Consider the following 17,513-nt stretch of genomic DNA (forward strand, 5'->3'; position numbering starts at 1 on the left):
CATACACGATATACCTTATGCGGCGCGGTCGTACTGGGCACGCATCGCGCGGCGGCAATCACGACGCTCACGCTTGAACTTCTTACACACAGCCTCCGAATCGGCAAACATGTAGAAGTCCTCCGGCTCAGCCGACAGACCCAAAGTCGACAGCTCAACCAGCGACAGCATCGCGTAGAACATCTCGCGGCGTAGCTCAAAATTGCAGGCACCCGGAGCGGACTCCACCGCGAACACGCCGCCGGTGCACTCCAGCGCGCGCATCGCCCAGTGCTGAGTCCACAGGTCACCATTGACCGGGCTCACACCCAGGCGAGTCAACGCCAGACCGGTACCCTGCACACGCTCAAAGCGCAGGCACATCTCCAGGTCCTTCTCCAGGGGGAACACGAACAGCAGCGCGTTCTGTGCCGCCGCACGCAGCTCAGCCAGGTTCGCCTCGTAACCGGAAGCGCCCTGGGTCAGGTGACGCATCACGCGGCCCATGGTCGAGGACGCCGGTGCGGTGCGGAAGCACGAACCGTCCGCCACCAGCTGCTCCAGAACGCCGCGGAGCTCCTCCACATTGAAGCGCTCCATACGGACGATGGTGCCCGCCTGCATCAGCAGGTTGAACTCTGCATCACGGCACAGCTGCTCATCGGCGGTGCAGGAAATCTCTGCGTGTGCGTACTGGCTCTCGTGAGTGGTGTTGTCCATGACCGTTCCTTCCGTAGATGCTGAATCAACCTAGCGGCAACACCGCAGGAGACGGCGTGCCCGGTCGGAAGGATCGTCCCTTCCAACACCTACACTCTATGAGCGACCCCTGACACGATAAGCAGTTTTTAATCTACCCCGGGGTAAAACTGGGAAAATTCTGAAACCACCCGTGAAACCCAGCGAAACCCCGTGAAACACAGAAAACCGGGTGCCCCCACAATCGGGAACACCCGGTCACTCATACGGAATAAGACGGCGCAACTAGCGTTGACGGTACAGCAACCACAGCATATACACGCCACCCAACGCGCCCGTCACCAGACCCACCGGAATCTGGAACGGCGCCAACGCACGAGCCGACACAAAATCAGCCAGCACCAAAATAACCGAACCCAGCAACGCCGAATGCCACATCGCCATACCCGGAGTGTTCCACAGGCGGCGCGCAATCTGCGGGGCAACCAGCGCCAAGAAACCAATTGGGCCGGCAACAGAAATCGCCACAGCCACCAGGAGCACGGCAGCCGCCACCAGCATGTTCACGGTCCTCTTCACAGGCAAACCCAAACCCGCCGCCAAATCGTCGCCGAGCTCCAAGACGCGCAGGCGGCGCGTCAACAACAGAACCAGAGGAATAGCCACCAGCAGCAGCACTGCCTGCACCGACATCTGATTCCACGACAGCGCATTCAGCGAACCGTGCTGCCAGGTCTTCGCTGCCTCCGCCTTCTCCAAATCACCCCGCGTAATCAGGTAATCGTTCACGGAACTGAGCATCGCACTCACCGCAATACCAATCAGCACCATCTTCTGACCCATCGTCGCGCCACCGCGCACACCCGCCAGAAGCATCACCACGGCCGCCGTCGCAAAACCGCCAATAATAGCGCCCATGCCCATACCCACGCCGGTAGAACTCAACGACCCAATCAGCACCACAGACAGGGCACCGGTCGCCGAACCCACCGTGAAACCGATAATATCCGGCGAACCCAGAGCATTACGGGAAACCGACTGAAAAATAGCGCCCGATAAGCCCAAAGCCGCACCCACCACCACGGCGGCAAGCATACGCGGCAGACGCTGATTCAACACCAGCTGACGCTCAATCTCCGTGCCCTCACCCTGAAAAATCAGGCGAAACACCTGATCAGGGCTCATCTGATAACTACCAAACACCAGGGAGGCGACCGCCGCCACCACAAGCACCGCCACCACCAGCAGAGTACGCGGAATAGGGGTGCGGTAACGCCCAGGGATACGCACAGACCCGGCAACAGCAGACCCGGCTACAGAACGAGACACAACGCTCACAATAAAACCTCTCAGAAACCGGGGCCTACAAACCAGATACGCCAGTCGAACCAGACGAACCACGCGCAACAGGGCGCTGAGCACGATGCGGACCGTGCTCCGACGCATGAGCCGGACCCGATTCATCGTGCGCCTGCGCCTTCTCACCCATGCGGCCCTTCTTCGCACCGCGCGCACCCGTACTCAACCGCAGCACCAGAACCATCAGCACCGGGGCACCAATAAAGGCGGTCACAATACCCACTTCAAGCTCACTCGGCATCACCAGAACGCGACCCAAAATATCGGAGGCAAGTACCAATACCGGGCCGTACACCAGCGACAGCGGCAGAACGCGCGCAATATCGGAACCCACCAGCAGACGCACCACATGCGGCACGACCAGACCCACAAAACCAATCGGGCCCGCAACCGCAGTCGCCGCACCACACAGCGCCATAATCGCAATAATCGTCGCGCCACGGACCAATGTCACCGGCACACCCAGGCCAGCTGCCGCATCCTCACCGAGTGCCAGGGCACGCAGAGGACCAATCAGCATGAAAGAGAGCACCAAACCCAATGCCACAAAGGGCAGCGCAGACAGCACCTGCTCAAAGGTGCGGTTCTCCAGCGAACCCACCACCCAGAAACGGTGCGAATCAAAAGCCTTCGAATTAAACATCGTGATAATGCCGGTAATCGTGCCCAGGCAAGCGTTCACCGCCACACCAGTCAGCACCAGACGCGCCGTCGAATCCAGGTTCGGTTTAGAATCCACCAGGCCCATGACGAACACCAGCGCCGCTGCCAGACCCGAACCCAGTAGAGCCAGCCACAGCTGAACGAACGGGGAGGACACCCCAAAAACGCCCACACCCACCACCACGGAGGCGGCAGCACCCGAGTTCACACCCAGCAGACCCGGCTCAGCCAGCGGGTTACGGCTCAACGCCTGCATGAGCACACCCGACACCGCCAACGCGGCACCCACCAGCAACGCCGCGGCGGTACGCGGGGCACGCTTCGCCCAAATCAGCTTCGACTCAATAGTGTTCGCCTCCGGGTGGAGGAAACCGTCAATGGAGCGATCCAGGGGGAACATGCGCGAACCCACCGCAAACGACAGGGCGCAAAGCAGCACCAGCAGAACGCCGCCAATAATGAGCGCAACCGCCAGACGCGAGATAGACTTGCCGCCCTGACCGCCCGAGGAGGCGCCAGATACGGCGTCCGAAGAAGCGGAGAGGGCACGAATTTTCGCCAGGGAGGCAGCGCTGACGGTGGAGCCTTCGCTGACGGCGGGTCCGGAAGGGGTGGTGGTCTGTGGGGTCATATGCCTTGGAGGTGGTGGGGGAGCGGTGCGCTCCCGTGCGGACGGAGGATGCTTAACGTATCAATAGATGAGTATTAAGTATCGCATATGCATATATGAGGTTATCCTAATAAAATGGCAAATATGACGAATAAGATCACCCGCCGCTCCTTCGGCGCACTCGCACTCGGTTCCTTCGGTGCCCTCGCCCTGGCGGCATGCGGCTCCTCCAACACTTCCGGCTCTTCCTCCGCGTCTGCTTCTGCGACCGGTAAGAAGGTGGCACCCTCCGCCCTGCCCTCCGGCATGGGCACCACCACCGTTGACGGCGAATTCCCCCGCACCGTCAAGCACTTCCGCGGTGAAACCACCATCAAATCCGCACCCTCCAAGGTCGTGATTCTCTCCACCGGTCAGCTCGACGGCGTGCTCTCCCTGGGCATCGTACCCGTCGGCGCGGCAACTGCCGGTGACGCCGACCTGGTCCCCACCTACCTGAAGACCAAGTTCTCCGATAAGTCCGCAGAGCTCGACAAGATTGCCAAGGTCGGCAAGCGCACCGACCCGGACGTTGAGGCCATCGCAAACCTCAAGCCCGACCTGATCCTCATCAACAACACCAACAAGAAGGACGAGCTGTACGAGTCCCTCGCCAAGATCGCGCCGACCGTGGTCACCGAGGGTACCGGCGTCAACTGGAAGCAGGACTTCCTGCTGATTGCCGCCGCGCTGGGCACCACCGAGAAGGCTGAGAAGCTCATGGAGGAGTACAACACCAAGGCGAAGTCGGTCGGTCAGAAGGCTGGCAGCGAGAAGACCTTCTCCTTCCTGTACGCTTCCGCTGACCGCACCCGCATCTTCGCGAAGTCCTCGTTCGTGGGCTCCATCTGCGCGGATGCATCCCTGGCACGTCCCGCAGCTGCGCAGGTTGAGAAGACCTCCATCGATTTGAGCTCCGAGCAGCTCGATCAGGCTGACGGCGACTACCTGTTCTACGGTGTGCAGGGCGGCGACGAGTCCAAGCTGACCGGTGAGGCACTGTGGAGCACCCTCAAGGCTGTTACCGGGAAGCACGCGCACAGCGTGGATTCTGACATGTTCTTCCTGAACGCTGGCCCGGCTGCCGCGCTTGGTGTTCTGGAGACCATCGAGAAGGCTCTCTAAAGGTTCTAGCCTCTCGTAGAGATTCGTAGAGATTCGCTGGGAAGCCCCGCGTTCTTACCTCTCATGCCTGCGCATGAGGGTGAGGAGGCGGGGCTTTCTGCACGCTTGGTACCTGCTTTCGCACCTGATTGTCGCCGCCGGATGCACTCGTGACCGGAATTGGTGCGCGCCCGCCCGAAATAGGGTCTAATGGGGGTAGAAGGCGCAGCGGTACCGTAGCCCCGCGCCCGACACACCGAACCTTACACACCGATTAATTCACCGACGAAACGAGCACACAATGCCGAAGAACAAGCCCTCCGAAGAGACCCTGGCGCAGGCACGCCGCGTCATCGACGCGCTCAACGAGCGTGGCGCCCACAAGCAGGCAATCCGCCTGAAGGTAACCCGCCCCGACGCCCCGCTGCCGCAGACCGCATCCAAGTTTGGTGGCCGACCGTACCTGCCCGCGGGCGAGTCCGCGCCGACCAATGAGAAGGGTGAGCCGTTGGGCATGATTGCGCAGATTAACTGCGCTGACCTGCCTGAAAACGACATCTACCCGGCGACCGGTATGTTGCAGTTCTGGATTAACCCGAATGACGAAGAGTGCATGTGGGGTTACGACTACGAGAACCCGCTCTCGCAGAAGAACCACCGCGTCGTCTACTACGAGACGCTGGATGAACCGAACCCGGATGTGCAGTTCCCGGTTCCCTTCCCGACCATCGACTGGGGCGATTACGGCTGGCCTCTGGGACCTGAGGGCAAGGACGTTTCTGAGGCAACCACCGAGTACGCACTTGCCTTCGAGCCCTGGGAGCAGGGCTTCCTGGATGGCGGCTTCGAAATCTACGACCAGTTCGCTGACGCCTGGGACGAGATGTACCCGGACCAGAAGCTGCCCGAGGAACCGAACGCACGCGGTGACGCCTCCTACAACCTGCTGGAGCCCTTCGAATCGGAGGAGAGGGATTACTCGCATATCGGCGGCTACCCCTCGTTCGTGCAGGAGGACCCGCGCGATGAGTTCGAGGAGCTGCGCGGCCACACGGTGAACCTGCTGACCATTGAGTCGGAGTGGGGTGAGGACGCCGAGGAGGGCGTGTACGTGATGTGGGGTGATGCCGGTGCGGCGAACTGGCTAATTACCCCGGAGGCGCTTGCCGCCCGCGACTTCTCGCAGGTCGTCTTTGAGTGGGCTTGCGGCTAGACACCGTACTACTTTCACACCGCCACATCATCAATGAGGAGACCCTAAAATGTTTGACAACAAGCCGTTCGAGGACATCGAAAAGCAGGCGAAGCACGTTATCGACCTACTCAACCAGGAGGGCGCCCGTAAGAAGGCTATTGCCCTGAAGCCCTTCGTTCCCGCCGAGCCCTTGCCGCAGACCGCTTCCAAGTTTGGTGGCCGACCGTACCTGCCCGCAGGCGAGTTGCCGCCGACCAATGAGAAGGGTGAGCCGCTGGGTATGATTGCGCAGATTAACTGTGCTGAGCTGCCCGAGAACGACATCTACCCGGCGACCGGTATGTTGCAGTTCTGGATTAACCCGAACGACGAAGAGTGCTTGTGGGGCTTTGACTACGAGAACCCTCTCTCGCAGAAGAATCACCGTGTTGTCTACTACGAGACGTTGGGTGAGCCGAACCCGGATGCCCCGTTCCCGAACGTGGACTGGGACGAGGGCGGTTGGCCCATTGGTGGTTTCGACTGTGAGAGCGGCCCGCTCGAAATTGAGTACGGCATGACCTTTGAGGTGCGTGAGCAGGGCGTGACTGCCTCCGGCTACGACTACTACGACGTTTTTGGTGCGAAGTGGGATGAAACCTACCCGGATGAGTTGCTTCCCGAAGCGCACGAGAACCCGTATAAGAACCAGCCTCGCCGCGAAGCTCTCTACGAGCTGACGGAGCCTTTCGAATCGGAGGAAGAGTACTCCCACGTGGGCGGATACCCGTTCTTCGTGCAGAATGACCCGCGTGACGAGTTCAAGGAGCTGCGCGGCCACACGGTGAACCTGCTGACTATCGTCTCCGAATCGGAGAACGAGGAGAACGAAGACGAGGAGATTGAGATCATGTGGGGTGATGCCGGTGCGGCGAACTGGCTGATTACTCCGGAGGCGCTTGCCGCCCGCGACTTCTCGCAGGTCGTCTTTGAATGGGCTTGCGGCTAAACGTGGTTTTGGCTGAATAGTCGAAGGGGGAGGGAAATAGAGAATAACCGCTCTATTTCCCTCCCCTTTTTTGTATACCTTTTATCGGGCACGTCTAAGCAGCGCGATACTTACGGTTCTTACTACGCGGCGGAGCCGTAGGAACAATCAGCTTCGCCTCCACAAGATGGCGCAAATCATTCGTAATGGAGGTACGTGAAGCGCCCCGACCCCAATGCTCTTGGATATATGTCGTGGAAACAGCCTCGCCCTGTGCACGCAGGCCACGCACAATACCAGCCTGGCGTTCGCTGAGGCCGTCAAGCGACGCATCGGCGCCTGCCGGTTCGACGGTGTCGGCTGAATGTTTGCCCGTGGAATGGGTTGCTTGCTGAGTCTTATCCTCAGGCGCGGTCTTCTGTTCCGTAGAAGACGCACCCTGCGGGGGCTGCATCAGAGTGACCTGCACATAGAGTAGACGGTCAGCAAACTGGGGAGCGGGCAGACCCGCCTCCTTCAGCGCGCGCAGAACCGTGGGAATACCCGAAGCCCTGTTCTCCGCAATCAAACGCCCCGTCGCCGGGTCGGGCAGGTCAGTCAGAATGCTCGCCAGGTAGCTATTGCGGGTTGAAGAAACACCGGGCTGACCAAAATCTCGGATAGTCACGGCACCGTAAATACCACCCGGGCTACGCACCACCAGGCGGTTGGTGTAGAGCTCAACCTGCACCTGCGAGCCGCGCGCACCCGGCGAGTAGTCGCGGTGCATGAGGGCGTTAACCAGGAGCTCACGGATAGCCTCCAGCGGATACTCGTAGCGCTCAACCCGCCCGATACCGCTGCTGTTGAGACCCTCCATCGTGGACGTTTTGCGCATATTGCGAACCAAAACGCCCATCGCTTCATCCAGCATGGAGGGGATAGGCCCGGTACAGCTGTGATTGTCTAGGAAACGTCGACCGTCCTCGGTGACCTCACCGAGTTCTTCACCGGGAAGAACAACGACGCTCATCATCAGCTGCGGGAAGAACGCCTGCGGGTAGGAGCCCATGGCGAGAAGCGCCCCAAGAGTGGGCACTTCTCGACCCTCAGAATCGATGCGCAGAATGCGTGCCTGCAGAAGAACCTCACGGTCAGAAAGCGCCGCAAAAACGCGAGGCTGTTCTTCGCGGAGGCGGGCAACGTAGGCGCTGACGAGGGTGGGTGAGAGGTCCTTGAAGCTTGCCTCGCTGACGAGTTCCTCGTCGTAGCGGGGCTGACTGCGGTTCTCTAGGAGGCGGTCAATCTCGTACTTGGTGAGGCGAATATCGGCCTCGCCGACGCGCTGGTAGGAGCCGTTGTACATGCCGTGTGTTTCGATGTAGTAGGGCTTCTGCGTCGGGTCGCCGGGGAGTACGTCGATGCGCACGATACGGTGCTGCTCATCTGCCGCCTCAATTTGAATATCTACCGGGGGTCGAGGCGTGATCTTGGAACGGATTGCCTCAACGGATGCGTCGTGGACTGCCTGTGCATTGAAACCTTCAACCGGTTGCAGACCCTCTGCCGGGTCGGTCAGGCCAAGAAGGATGGTGCCACCGTCGCCGTTAGCGAAGGCGCTAACGGTTTCAAGAACGGACTTAGGGAACCCGCCAGCGGCAGCTTTGACTTCTACCCGCCCGTTTTCAGCCCGGTTATGGCGTAGGTTTTTGATGAGTTCGGCGGTGTTTGTTTCCATGCATGCTCCCGATGGCTACTTCTTGGTGAACGTCATAGCAACGTCATAACAGCATCATAACAATTTCTGTTATGAAGTTGTTATGATCCTGCGATAATGTTGTTATGATGCGATATTTTCCTCGCGCCTTGAACCTTGAAAACCCCGGATTTGCAAGCTAAAACCGGGTATTTTGCCGGCGCTGATTGAGCGCGCATCATAACAGCCGTCATAACAACTTCTGTTATGACAGCTGATATGATGCCCCGTCATAATCCGCAATAAACGACACATAGGTACCCGCACTTGGTGCGCCCCCGTGACGGTGGCACAGTATAAAGTCGAGCCACTATCGACTCCCCGCCCATCCCCGGCGGGCAGATACACCAGGAGCAAACCAATGGCTGAACACACTTTCGGCTTCCGAACCCGCGCACTACACGCGGGCGGCACCCCCGACGCCGAGCACGGATCCCGCGCGGTCCCCATCTACCAGACCACCTCCTTCGTCTTCAAGGACGCTGACGACGCGGCGAACCTCTTCTCCCTGCAGAAGTACGGCAACATCTACTCGCGTCTGTCCAACCCCACCGTCGCCGCGCTGGAGGAGCGCATCGCCTCCCTCGAAGGCGGTATCGGTGCGGTAGCGACCGCCTCCGGCATGGCCGCCGAGTTCATCACCTTCGCGGCACTCTGCCAGCAGGGCGACCACATCGTCGCCTCCTCGCAGCTGTACGGCGGCACCGTCACCCAGCTGGACGTGTCCCTGCGCCGCTTCGGCATTGAGACCACCTTCGTTCCCGGCACCGACCCCGCCGACTACAAGGCGGCACTGACCGAGAACACCAAGGCAATCTACACCGAGATCGTGGCGAACCCCTCCGGTGAGGTTGCCGACCTGGAAGGCCTCGCAGAGGTCGCCCACGAGGCGGGCATCCCCCTGGTCGTGGACGCAACCCTGTCCACCCCCTACCTGATCCGCCCCATCGAGCACGGCGCGGACATCGTCATTCACTCGGTCACCAAGTTCCTGGGAGGTCACGGCACCACCCTCGGCGGTATCGTCGTCGAGTCCGGTCGTTTCAACTGGGGTAACGGCAACTTCTCGTCCATGACCGAGCCGGTTCCCTCCTACAACGGCGTGTCCTGGTGGGGTAACTTCGGTGAGTTCGGTTTCCTGACTAAGCTGCGTTCTGAGCAGCTGCGTGACTTCGGTCCGTCGCTGAGCCCGCAGTCCGCGTTCAACCTGCTGCAGGGTGTTGAGACTCTGCCGCAGCGCATGGATGCGCACCTCGCCAACGCTAAGCAGGTCGTCAACTGGCTGGTTGAGGACGAGCGTATCGCCTACGTGAACTACGCTGGCCTGGAAGACCACCCGCACTACGAGCGTGCGAAGAAGCTGCTGCCGCTGGGTGTTGGTTCCGTGTTCTCCTTCGGTGTGAAGGCGACTGAGAAGGCTTCCGGCCGTCTGGTTGGTGGCGAGTTCATTGGTGCGCTGCAGCTGGCAAGCCACCTGGCGAACATTGGTGACGCCCGCACCCTGGTTCTGCACCCGGGTTCGACCACTCACCAGCAGCTGACCGCTGAGCAGCTTAAAGCTGGCGGTGTCGGTGAGGACCTGATCCGTATCTCGGTGGGTCTGGAAGACGTCGAAGACATCATTTGGGACCTGGACCAGGCGCTGACTTACGCGACTGGCCTGAACCACGCCGGTGAGCGTGTGGGCGAGTCCAGTGCAGACAAGATTGTGGAGGCTGAGGAGGCGGTTGCCGCCGCTAAGGCCGCCGAGGACGCTGCCGCCGCTGAGGCTGCTGCTGGCGCATCCTGCTCCCTGCCTACTACCATTCAGGAGGAGAAGTAATGACTGAGAAGCGTACCTGGGTGGGTCCTTCCGCCCCTGAGCGTCTGAACATTCTGCGTAATACCCGCACGATTGCGATTGTGGGTATGAGCGATAAGATTTCGCGTGCCTCCTACTTTGTGGCGACGTACCTGCAGTCGGCTTCGCCGTACAAGCTGTACTTTGTGAACCCGATTCTGGCGGCGAAGGGCAAGCTTGTGCTGGGTCAGCCGGTGTACCCGTCGCTGCAGGACCTGCCGGAGGTCCCGGATCTGGTGGAGATTTTCCGCCGTAATGAGGACCTGCCGGGCGTGGTGCAGGAGGCTGTTGACCTGGGCGCGAAGACCGTCTGGATGCAGCTGGGCTCCTGGAACGAGGAGGCCGCCGCAATCGGTGAGGCCGCCGGCCTGACTGTGGTGATGGATAAGTGCGTGAAGATTGAGCATGCGCGTTTCCACGGTGGCCTGCACCTGGCTGGTTTCAATACGGGCGTGATTTCTTCGAAGCGTCAGGTGCTGTCGAAGTAGCCTGTGCTGTATAAGCCGCGGCTGTGGCTTGTAATTACAAAAATTAGGCGCTTGTAAGCGTTTGAGCGGAAGGGGGCGTACCCGGGGTGATTCCCGGGTGCGCCCCTCCCGTATTTCTGCCGGTGTCTCTGATTTCCCTTGAGGTCGTGTCTCGCCGGTGTTACTCTGCTAGTAACAGTCCCCCCTCCGCCTCTGATTCAAGCGCATCTCGAGGGGGTCCTTTTTATGTTCGGTTCTACGGCGAACCGAAGTACGGCAGAGTACATGGGAGTAAACCATAAGCACTTTGAGGGTCGTCTTAGGTCTCTGACTACTCTGAGAAACCGTGTAGCTCATGGTTCTCGTCTCTGGATGATGCCGACGACTGATACCTCTGCAAAGCCCAAAATTCCGGCGTGTTTGGGCGAGATTGAGAGCGCAGCATCGCCCCTAGTGGAGGGAAGTTCAGCTTTAAGGTAAACCTACCCTTATGTTCTGGGGTGCTGAGCCGGTATCCTAGTGTGGAGCCCGGCGGCCGGTACTCAGCACACACGCGTACCGACCGCCGGGTCTTTTCACGCGCGAAATATGACGAAATATATGTCTAAAATGTCGAAATATAACGCTATTTTTCGGTCATAAAAAGTCACTCGGTCACAGAAAAGAAAAAACTAGTCAGCCACTAAAAAGAGCCATAAGCTAGCAATATATTTATCCCCCGCATTTTATGCCCAACCTTAGCCGAGGACAGCATGACCGGATTTACGACGAAGGCAATTCACACTACGGACCGCGACAACCCGTACGGCTCCATCCTGCCTCCGATCTACACGACCACCACCTACGCCCAGCCCTGTGACGGCACCGAAGGTCCCTACGACTACCAGCGCGGCGGCAACCCCACCCGCGCGGCCCTCGAAACCACGCTCGCAACCCTCGAAGGCGCCAAGCACGCCTTCGCCTACCCCTCCGGAATGGGCGCCACCGCTGCCGCCCTCGGCATCCTCAAGGAAGGCGAGACCCTGCTGCTGGGAATGCCCTCCTACGGCGGCACCTACCGCTTCGCGACCATCGAGCTGCCCGCCCGCGGCGTCAAGACCCGCTTCATCGGCGACTTCACGGCCCTCACCGACGAGGACTTCGCCGACAACGTGACCATGGTGTTCCTGGAGAGCCCCTCCAACCCGCTACTGCGCGTGAGTGACATCGCCGCCATCGCCGAAATCGCGCACCGCAACGGCGCAATCGTGGTCGTCGACAACACCTTCATGACCCCGCTGCTGCAGAAGCCCCTCGACCTGGGCGCAGACATCAGCGTGCAGTCCGCCACCAAGTACCTGGGCGGTCACGCCGACCTACTCGGAGGCGTCGCCGCAACCAACGATGACGCGCTCGCCGAGCGCCTCTGGCACCTGCAGATGATTACCGGCGCAATGCTTTCGCCCACCGACTCCTACCGCCTGCTGCAGGAGGTCAAGACCCTCAAGCTGCGCCTGACTCAGCAGCAGAAGAACACCATCGAGGTCATCAACTACCTGGAGGCGCACCCCGCCGTGAAGCGCGTGCTCTACGCGGGTTCGCACAGCGAGTATGAGGCGCAGGTGCACGCCCGCCAGGCGAACGGCCTGGGCGCGCTCATCTCCATGGAACTGGTGGACGGCGCAGACCTGCCCGCCTTCCTCGAAGCCCTGAAGATTTTCACCCACGCGGTGAGCCTGGGCGGTATCGAGTCGCTGGTGGTTCGTCCCGCGCTCATGGTGCAGGCCGCCTACACGCAGGCGCACCGCGACGAATACGGCGTGAGCGACAACCTCATCCGCCTGGCCATTGGCATCGAGGAGATTGAGGACATTATCGAGGATTTGGAGCGCGGCCTGACCGCGGCCCTGGCGCATCAGGCATAGTCCCTGAACATGAGGCACCGCACGACCGTATCGCGTGATTCGAGGTGCCCCAAATACGCGGTGTAATGTCACCCATAATAATTACTCAAAATACCCGGATTAACGTATTTCTTTCAACGTAAAAGAATGTTTTTAATGCGGGTATTTTGTGTGCCCTCACCGCATTTTTATATGACGTTGCGTGAACATATTAACCCCCGTGAAGTTTATCTAGAACGGCATAAAAAATGCGGGTAGGGTAAATCTCAGATACACGACGACACCCAGCAGCTACACCCGCGTTTGGGGTAGCCCGGACGAAAGAGAACCACCATGAGCCAGCAGAATCAGCTCGAACCGACCGGCTTCACGACCCGCACTATCCATGCCGTGCACGATACCCGCTACGATGCGTCCGTACCACCGGTCTACCTGGCGAGCACTTTCGGTACCGCAGGTGAGGACACCACCTACATGTATCAGCGCGGCGCGAACCCCACCCGCGATAACCTGCAGGCGACCCTCGCTGCCCTCGAGGGTGCCGAGCACGCTTATGCGTACCCCTCCGGCATGGCGGCAACCGCGGCGGCTCTTGGTGTTCTGGAGGCGGGCGACACCCTGCTGCTGGGCATGCCGACCTACGGCGGCACCTACCGCTTTGCGACCACCGAGCTGACTAAGCGCGCCGTGAAGACCCGCTTCATCAGTGACTTCACGACTCTGAGCGATGAGGACTTTACCCCGGACGTGAAGGTCGTCTTCCTTGAGACCCCCACGAACCCGACCCTGCAGGTCACTGACATTGCCGCGGTTGCGGAGCTGGCGCACCGCCACGGCGCCCTGCTGATCGTAGACAACACCTTCATGACCCCCTACCTGCAGCGTCCCCTGGAGCTCGGCGCGGACATCACCGTGCAGTCCGCCACCAAGTTCCTGGCCGGTCACGCAGACCTGCTTGCCGGCGTTGCGGCGACGAACGACCCCGACCTGGCGGTTCTGCTGCACCGCGGTCAGCTCGTCAGCGGTGCGCTGCTGCCCCCGATTGACTCCTACCGCCTGCTGCAGGACGTGAAGACCCTGGCCCTGCGCCTGGAACGCCAGCAGCAGAACGCCCGCGAGCTTATCGAGTTCCTCTCCGAGCGTCCCGAGGTCGAGAAGATTTTCTACGCCGGCAACTCCTCCGAGGAACAGGCGGAGGTGCAGTCCCGCCAGGCCCGCGGCATCGGCTCCGTCTTTTCGCTGCTGCTCAAGAACGGCGGCGACGCGCAGGCCTTCGCCCGTTCCCTGCCCATCTTCGTGAACGCCGTGAGCCTGGGTGGCATCGAATCGCTCGTGAGCCTGCCCGCGCACACCACGCACGGCGCCTACGCCCAGGAGCACCGCGACGAGTTCGGCGTGGATGACCGCCTCGTGCGCCTGGCAATCGGCATTGAGGATGTTCAGGACCTCATCGCGGCCCTGGAGATTGGCTTGAAGGCCGCCTTCGCCGGCTAGGTTCGTGCCGCCGGTTCATACCGCTGGCGAACGTCGCCGGTTCATACCGCAGATTTCAACTTTCACACCACACATCAACGTAGATTAAGGAACCAAGAATGACCGTTCTCAACACCTCCGCCGTGCTGAACCGACGCTCCCTGCTACTGGGCGCGGCCCTCGCCGGAACCACCGGCCTGCTCGCCGCCTGCTCCGGCGGTAACGGCTCCAGCGCAGGCTCCGCACAGAGCTCCTCCAACCTGCTGGAGTCCATTAAGTCCGCGGGCAAAATCCGCATCGGTGTGGAGGGTACCTACCGCCCCTACACCTACCACGACGCCTCCGGTAAGCTCGCCGGCTTCGAGTATGACATCGCCGAGACCCTCGCCAAGGACCTGGGCGTGACCGCCGAGTACATCGAAACCCCCTGGGACTCGCTTATCGCCGGCGTGGACGCGGGCCGCTACGACATCGTGCTCAATAACGTGGCACCCACCGAGGAACGTAAGAAGAAGTACGATTTCTCCGTGCCCTACGCGCACTCCCGTGCCCGTGTGGGTGTGAAGAAGGACTCGAGCCTGAAGAACGCCTCCGAAATCTCCGGCCATAGCGCCGCCCAGAGCGCCACCAGCAACTACCGCAAGCTCGTGGAGGAACGCGGCGCCACCATCATCGAAGTCACCGGCTTTGACGAGGCCATCGAGCAGGTGCTCACCGGCCGCGCTGAGCTGACCGCCAACGACTCCGTGTCCTTTGCCGAGTACTTCAAGGAGCACCCGGACGCCAACCTGCGCCTGCTGGATGGTGAGGTCGGCCCCGGCACCAACGTCGCCGTTCTGCTGCCCAAGAACCAGACCGCGCTGAAGGATGCGATTGACGCCTCCATCAAGAAGCACCTGGGCAACGGTGACTTCAAAGCAATTTTCGAGAAGCATGTGAGCGAGGACTTGAGCCCCGCCTCCTAAGCTTTCGTGAAAGGCTCGGAAGGGGCCCGGAAAGGGCTCACCCGCCAGGACTTCTGACACCGCGTCGTGATTGATGTCTCTGTGGCTTATCCTGCACCGATGAGAGAATATGACGGAATGTTACGTTGAATTCTTTCCCACCGGGAATAGCTGTAGGATAGCCAGCGTTGCACCCGCAGAGAGGGGCACACCGCACGATGCCCCCGGGTTACCTCAGGGTGACAACCCGCAACTACAAGAGCATCAACCACCACACGAAAGAAGAACACCATGTCCGCAATGATTAACCGCCGCACCGTCCTCGCAGGCTCCGCATTCACCGGCCTGGCTGCACTGCTCGCAGCGTGCGGTTCGTCCAGTAGCAGCACCGCATCCAGCACCAACAAGCTGGAGGCTATCAAGTCTGCCGGCAAGATCCGTGTGGGCCTGGAGGGCACCTACCGCCCCTTCTCTTTCCACGACTCGAACGGCGCCCTGGTCGGTTTCGAGAAGGAAATCATCGACCTGGTCGCTAAGGATCTGGGCGTGACCGCAGAGTTCACCGAAACCCCCTGGGATTCGCTGATCGCTGGCGTGGACGCTGACCGCTACGACATCGTCATCAACAACGTTTCCGCAACCGACGAGCGCAAGCAGAAGTACGACTTCTCCGTGCCCTACCTGTACTCGGAGCCGAAGGTCGCCGTGAAGAAGGACTCCTCCCTGCAGAACGTGAGCGAGATTTCCGGCCACTCCTCGGCACAGTCTGAGACTTCGAACTTCCGCAAGATGGTGGAGGCGAAGGGCGCCTCGATCGTGGTTGTTTCCGGTTTCGATGAGGCTATCGAGCAGGTCCTCTCGGGCCGTGCAGAGATGACCGCGAACGACTCCGTGTCCTTCGCTGAGTACTTCAAGGAGCACCCGGACGCTAACCTGCGCCTGCTCTCCGGTGACCTGGGCACCGGCAGCAACTCCTCCATCCTGCTGCCTAAGGGTCAGGACGCCCTGCGTAACGCTATCGACGAGTCGCTGAAGAAGCACCTGGAGAACGGTGACATCAAGGCGATTTACGAGAAGTATGTGGGCGAAGACCTCTCCCCGAAGAACTAACACTCTCATAAGGAGCTGAGTTCCGCGCATGGAACGCTACCTCAACCTCTGGGCAGAATCACTGCCGCAGCTGCTGACCTCGACGGTGGCAGTGACCATTCCGCTATCGCTCATCTCCTTCGCGCTGGCGCTGCTGGTGGGCATTGTGTCTGCCGGCGCGCGCACGAGCCGGTTTGCGCCGGTGAACTGGCTGGCCTGGCTGTATATCTGGGTCTTCCGTGGCACCCCGCTGCTGGTGCAGCTGTTCATCGTCTTTTACGGCTTGCCGAAGGTCGGTATCGCCCTGGACGTGTGGAGTGCAGCGATTATCACGATGAGCCTGCACACCGGCGCGTACGTGGCGGAGACCTTCCGTTCCGCGGTGGCGGCTATTCCGCGCGGCCAGTTTGAGGCGGCGGCAACCCTGAACTTCACCCGCATGCAGACCCTGCGCCACGTGGTCATTCCGCAGGCGGTGCGTATTGCTCTGCCGAACCTGGGCAACAACTTCATCGACCTGATTAAGGGCACCTCGCTGGTGTCGGTCATTTCGATGGTTGACCTGTTCCAGACCGGTAAGCAGATTGCGTCGCGTACCTTTGAGCCGCTGGCAATGTACTCCGAGGTCGCCATCATTTACCTGGTGATTTTCACCCTGCTGACCGCCGCGCAGTCGGCGCTGGAGAAGTACAGCAACCGTTACGTGAGGAGCAACAATGCTTAGCGTTGATTCCATGTCGAAGAGCTTCGGTGAGACGCAGGTGCTCAAGAACATTAGCCTGGACATCCCCGACGGTGAGACCACGGTGATTCTGGGCCCCTCCGGCAGCGGTAAGTCCACTCTGCTGCGTTGCCTGAACCTGCTGGAAACCCCGCAGTCCGGCACGCTCACCATTGACGACGCGCAGGTGGATTACAGCCAGAAGCTCACCGACGCGCAGGTGCGTGATATTCGTTCCCGTTCGGCGATGGTGTTCCAGCAGTTCAACCTGTTCCCGAACTACACGGCGTTGAAGAACGTGGCGCTCGCCCCGACCCTCAACGGTACCCTGAGTGCTCGGCAGGCGCAGCAGCGCGCCCGCGAGCTGCTGGCGAAGGTGGGTCTTGCCGACAAGGTGGATTCCTACCCGGATGCCCTCTCGGGTGGCCAGCAGCAGCGTGTGGCGATTGCCCGCGCCCTGGCGCTGGAACCCTCCTACCTGCTCTTTGATGAGCCGACGAGTGCGCTGGATCCTGAGCTGGAGGCGGAGGTTATTCGCGTGCTCATGCAGCTGGCGAAGGAGGGCCGCTCCCTGGTCATCGTGACGCACAATATGGCGTTTGCGAAGAAGGTCGCGGACCGTATCGTGTTCCTGGAGAACGGTACCCTGCGTTATAACGGTGAGCCGACCGGTTTCTTCGCGTCGGATGATGAGCGTATCCGTAAGTTCTTGACGGTGTACGACAGCACCGAGTACAAGATTTAGG

The 17,513-nt window shown here is 60.6% G+C and carries 15 protein-coding genes; 11 read left to right on the top strand and 4 right to left on the bottom strand.

All coding sequences use genetic code 11. The features are described from left to right. Positions 1 to 15: 15 nt before the first annotated feature. From RQ593_RS08025 to RQ593_RS08035, 3 genes are all read right to left on the bottom strand, one after another. Complete coding sequence (locus RQ593_RS08025) at positions 16 to 699, bottom strand: hypothetical protein (RefSeq protein ID WP_049358853.1); 684 nt, start codon at positions 697 to 699, stop codon at positions 16 to 18. 264 nt (positions 700 to 963) lie between these two features. Further along, positions 964 to 2,016, bottom strand: a complete 1,053-nt coding sequence (locus RQ593_RS08030; RefSeq protein WP_311450276.1) for an iron chelate uptake ABC transporter family permease subunit — start codon at positions 2,014 to 2,016, stop codon at positions 964 to 966. 25 nt (positions 2,017 to 2,041) lie between these two features. Next, positions 2,042 to 3,331 (bottom strand): iron ABC transporter permease, encoded by a 1,290-nt coding sequence (locus tag RQ593_RS08035; protein ID WP_070605139.1) that lies wholly within the window; start codon positions 3,329 to 3,331, stop codon positions 2,042 to 2,044. 123 nt (positions 3,332 to 3,454) lie between these two features. Between RQ593_RS08035 and RQ593_RS08040 the strand changes: the two genes are divergently transcribed. The 3 genes from RQ593_RS08040 (at position 3,455) to RQ593_RS08050 (ending at position 6,636) form a co-directional block, all read left to right on the top strand. Then, entirely contained in the window at positions 3,455 to 4,474 is a 1,020-nt protein-coding gene (locus RQ593_RS08040; protein ID WP_294457642.1) for an iron-siderophore ABC transporter substrate-binding protein, read from the top strand. Positions 4,475 to 4,754: 280 nt separating this feature from the next. Further along, complete coding sequence (locus tag RQ593_RS08045; protein ID WP_296546750.1) at positions 4,755 to 5,666, top strand: YwqG family protein; 912 nt, start codon at positions 4,755 to 4,757, stop codon at positions 5,664 to 5,666. A gap of 49 nt (positions 5,667 to 5,715) precedes the next feature. Beyond that, positions 5,716 to 6,636 carry a YwqG family protein gene (locus RQ593_RS08050; RefSeq protein ID WP_296546751.1) on the top strand — a complete coding sequence of 307 codons (921 nt, stop codon included), beginning with the start codon at positions 5,716 to 5,718 and terminating at the stop codon, positions 6,634 to 6,636. Positions 6,637 to 6,730: 94 nt separating this feature from the next. On the opposite strand, the gene RQ593_RS08055 is transcribed toward RQ593_RS08050, so the two are convergent. Then, positions 6,731 to 8,332, bottom strand: a complete 1,602-nt coding sequence (locus RQ593_RS08055) for an ATP-binding protein (RefSeq protein ID WP_311450277.1) — start codon at positions 8,330 to 8,332, stop codon at positions 6,731 to 6,733. A 379-nt stretch (positions 8,333 to 8,711) separates the two neighbouring features. Here RQ593_RS08055 and RQ593_RS08060 point away from each other — a divergent pair, with 379 nt between their 5' ends. The 8 genes from RQ593_RS08060 (at position 8,712) to RQ593_RS08095 (ending at position 17,512) form a co-directional block, all read left to right on the top strand. After that, positions 8,712 to 10,172 carry an O-acetylhomoserine aminocarboxypropyltransferase/cysteine synthase family protein gene (locus RQ593_RS08060; protein WP_311450278.1) on the top strand — a complete coding sequence of 487 codons (1,461 nt, stop codon included), beginning with the start codon at positions 8,712 to 8,714 and terminating at the stop codon, positions 10,170 to 10,172. Further along, positions 10,172 to 10,678: a CoA-binding protein gene (locus RQ593_RS08065; RefSeq protein ID WP_070634268.1), complete on the top strand. Its 507-nt coding sequence runs from the start codon at positions 10,172 to 10,174 to the stop codon at positions 10,676 to 10,678. The genes RQ593_RS08060 and RQ593_RS08065 overlap by 1 nt, the downstream gene beginning before the upstream one ends. A 731-nt stretch (positions 10,679 to 11,409) precedes the next feature. After that, a complete protein-coding gene (locus RQ593_RS08070) occupies positions 11,410 to 12,561 on the top strand; it encodes a PLP-dependent aspartate aminotransferase family protein (RefSeq protein ID WP_049346545.1) in 1,152 nt (383 codons plus the stop codon). A 312-nt stretch (positions 12,562 to 12,873) separates the two neighbouring features. Next, complete coding sequence (locus RQ593_RS08075; RefSeq protein ID WP_311450279.1) at positions 12,874 to 14,034, top strand: PLP-dependent aspartate aminotransferase family protein; 1,161 nt, start codon at positions 12,874 to 12,876, stop codon at positions 14,032 to 14,034. A gap of 98 nt (positions 14,035 to 14,132) precedes the next feature. Next, positions 14,133 to 14,978 carry a transporter substrate-binding domain-containing protein gene (locus RQ593_RS08080; protein ID WP_049353456.1) on the top strand — a complete coding sequence of 282 codons (846 nt, stop codon included), beginning with the start codon at positions 14,133 to 14,135 and terminating at the stop codon, positions 14,976 to 14,978. A 270-nt stretch (positions 14,979 to 15,248) separates the two neighbouring features. After that, complete coding sequence (locus RQ593_RS08085; protein ID WP_049338280.1) at positions 15,249 to 16,067, top strand: transporter substrate-binding domain-containing protein; 819 nt, start codon at positions 15,249 to 15,251, stop codon at positions 16,065 to 16,067. 28 nt (positions 16,068 to 16,095) lie between these two features. After that, positions 16,096 to 16,770, top strand: coding sequence for an amino acid ABC transporter permease (locus RQ593_RS08090; protein WP_311450280.1), 675 nt, complete (start codon positions 16,096 to 16,098; stop codon positions 16,768 to 16,770). Beyond that, complete coding sequence (locus RQ593_RS08095) at positions 16,763 to 17,512, top strand: amino acid ABC transporter ATP-binding protein (protein WP_311450281.1); 750 nt, start codon at positions 16,763 to 16,765, stop codon at positions 17,510 to 17,512. Before RQ593_RS08090 ends, RQ593_RS08095 begins: the two co-directional genes overlap by 8 nt. Position 17,513 lies beyond the last annotated feature (1 nt).

The organism is uncultured Rothia sp. (assembly GCF_963507905.1).
Taxonomy (GTDB): domain Bacteria; phylum Actinomycetota; class Actinomycetes; order Actinomycetales; family Micrococcaceae; genus Rothia.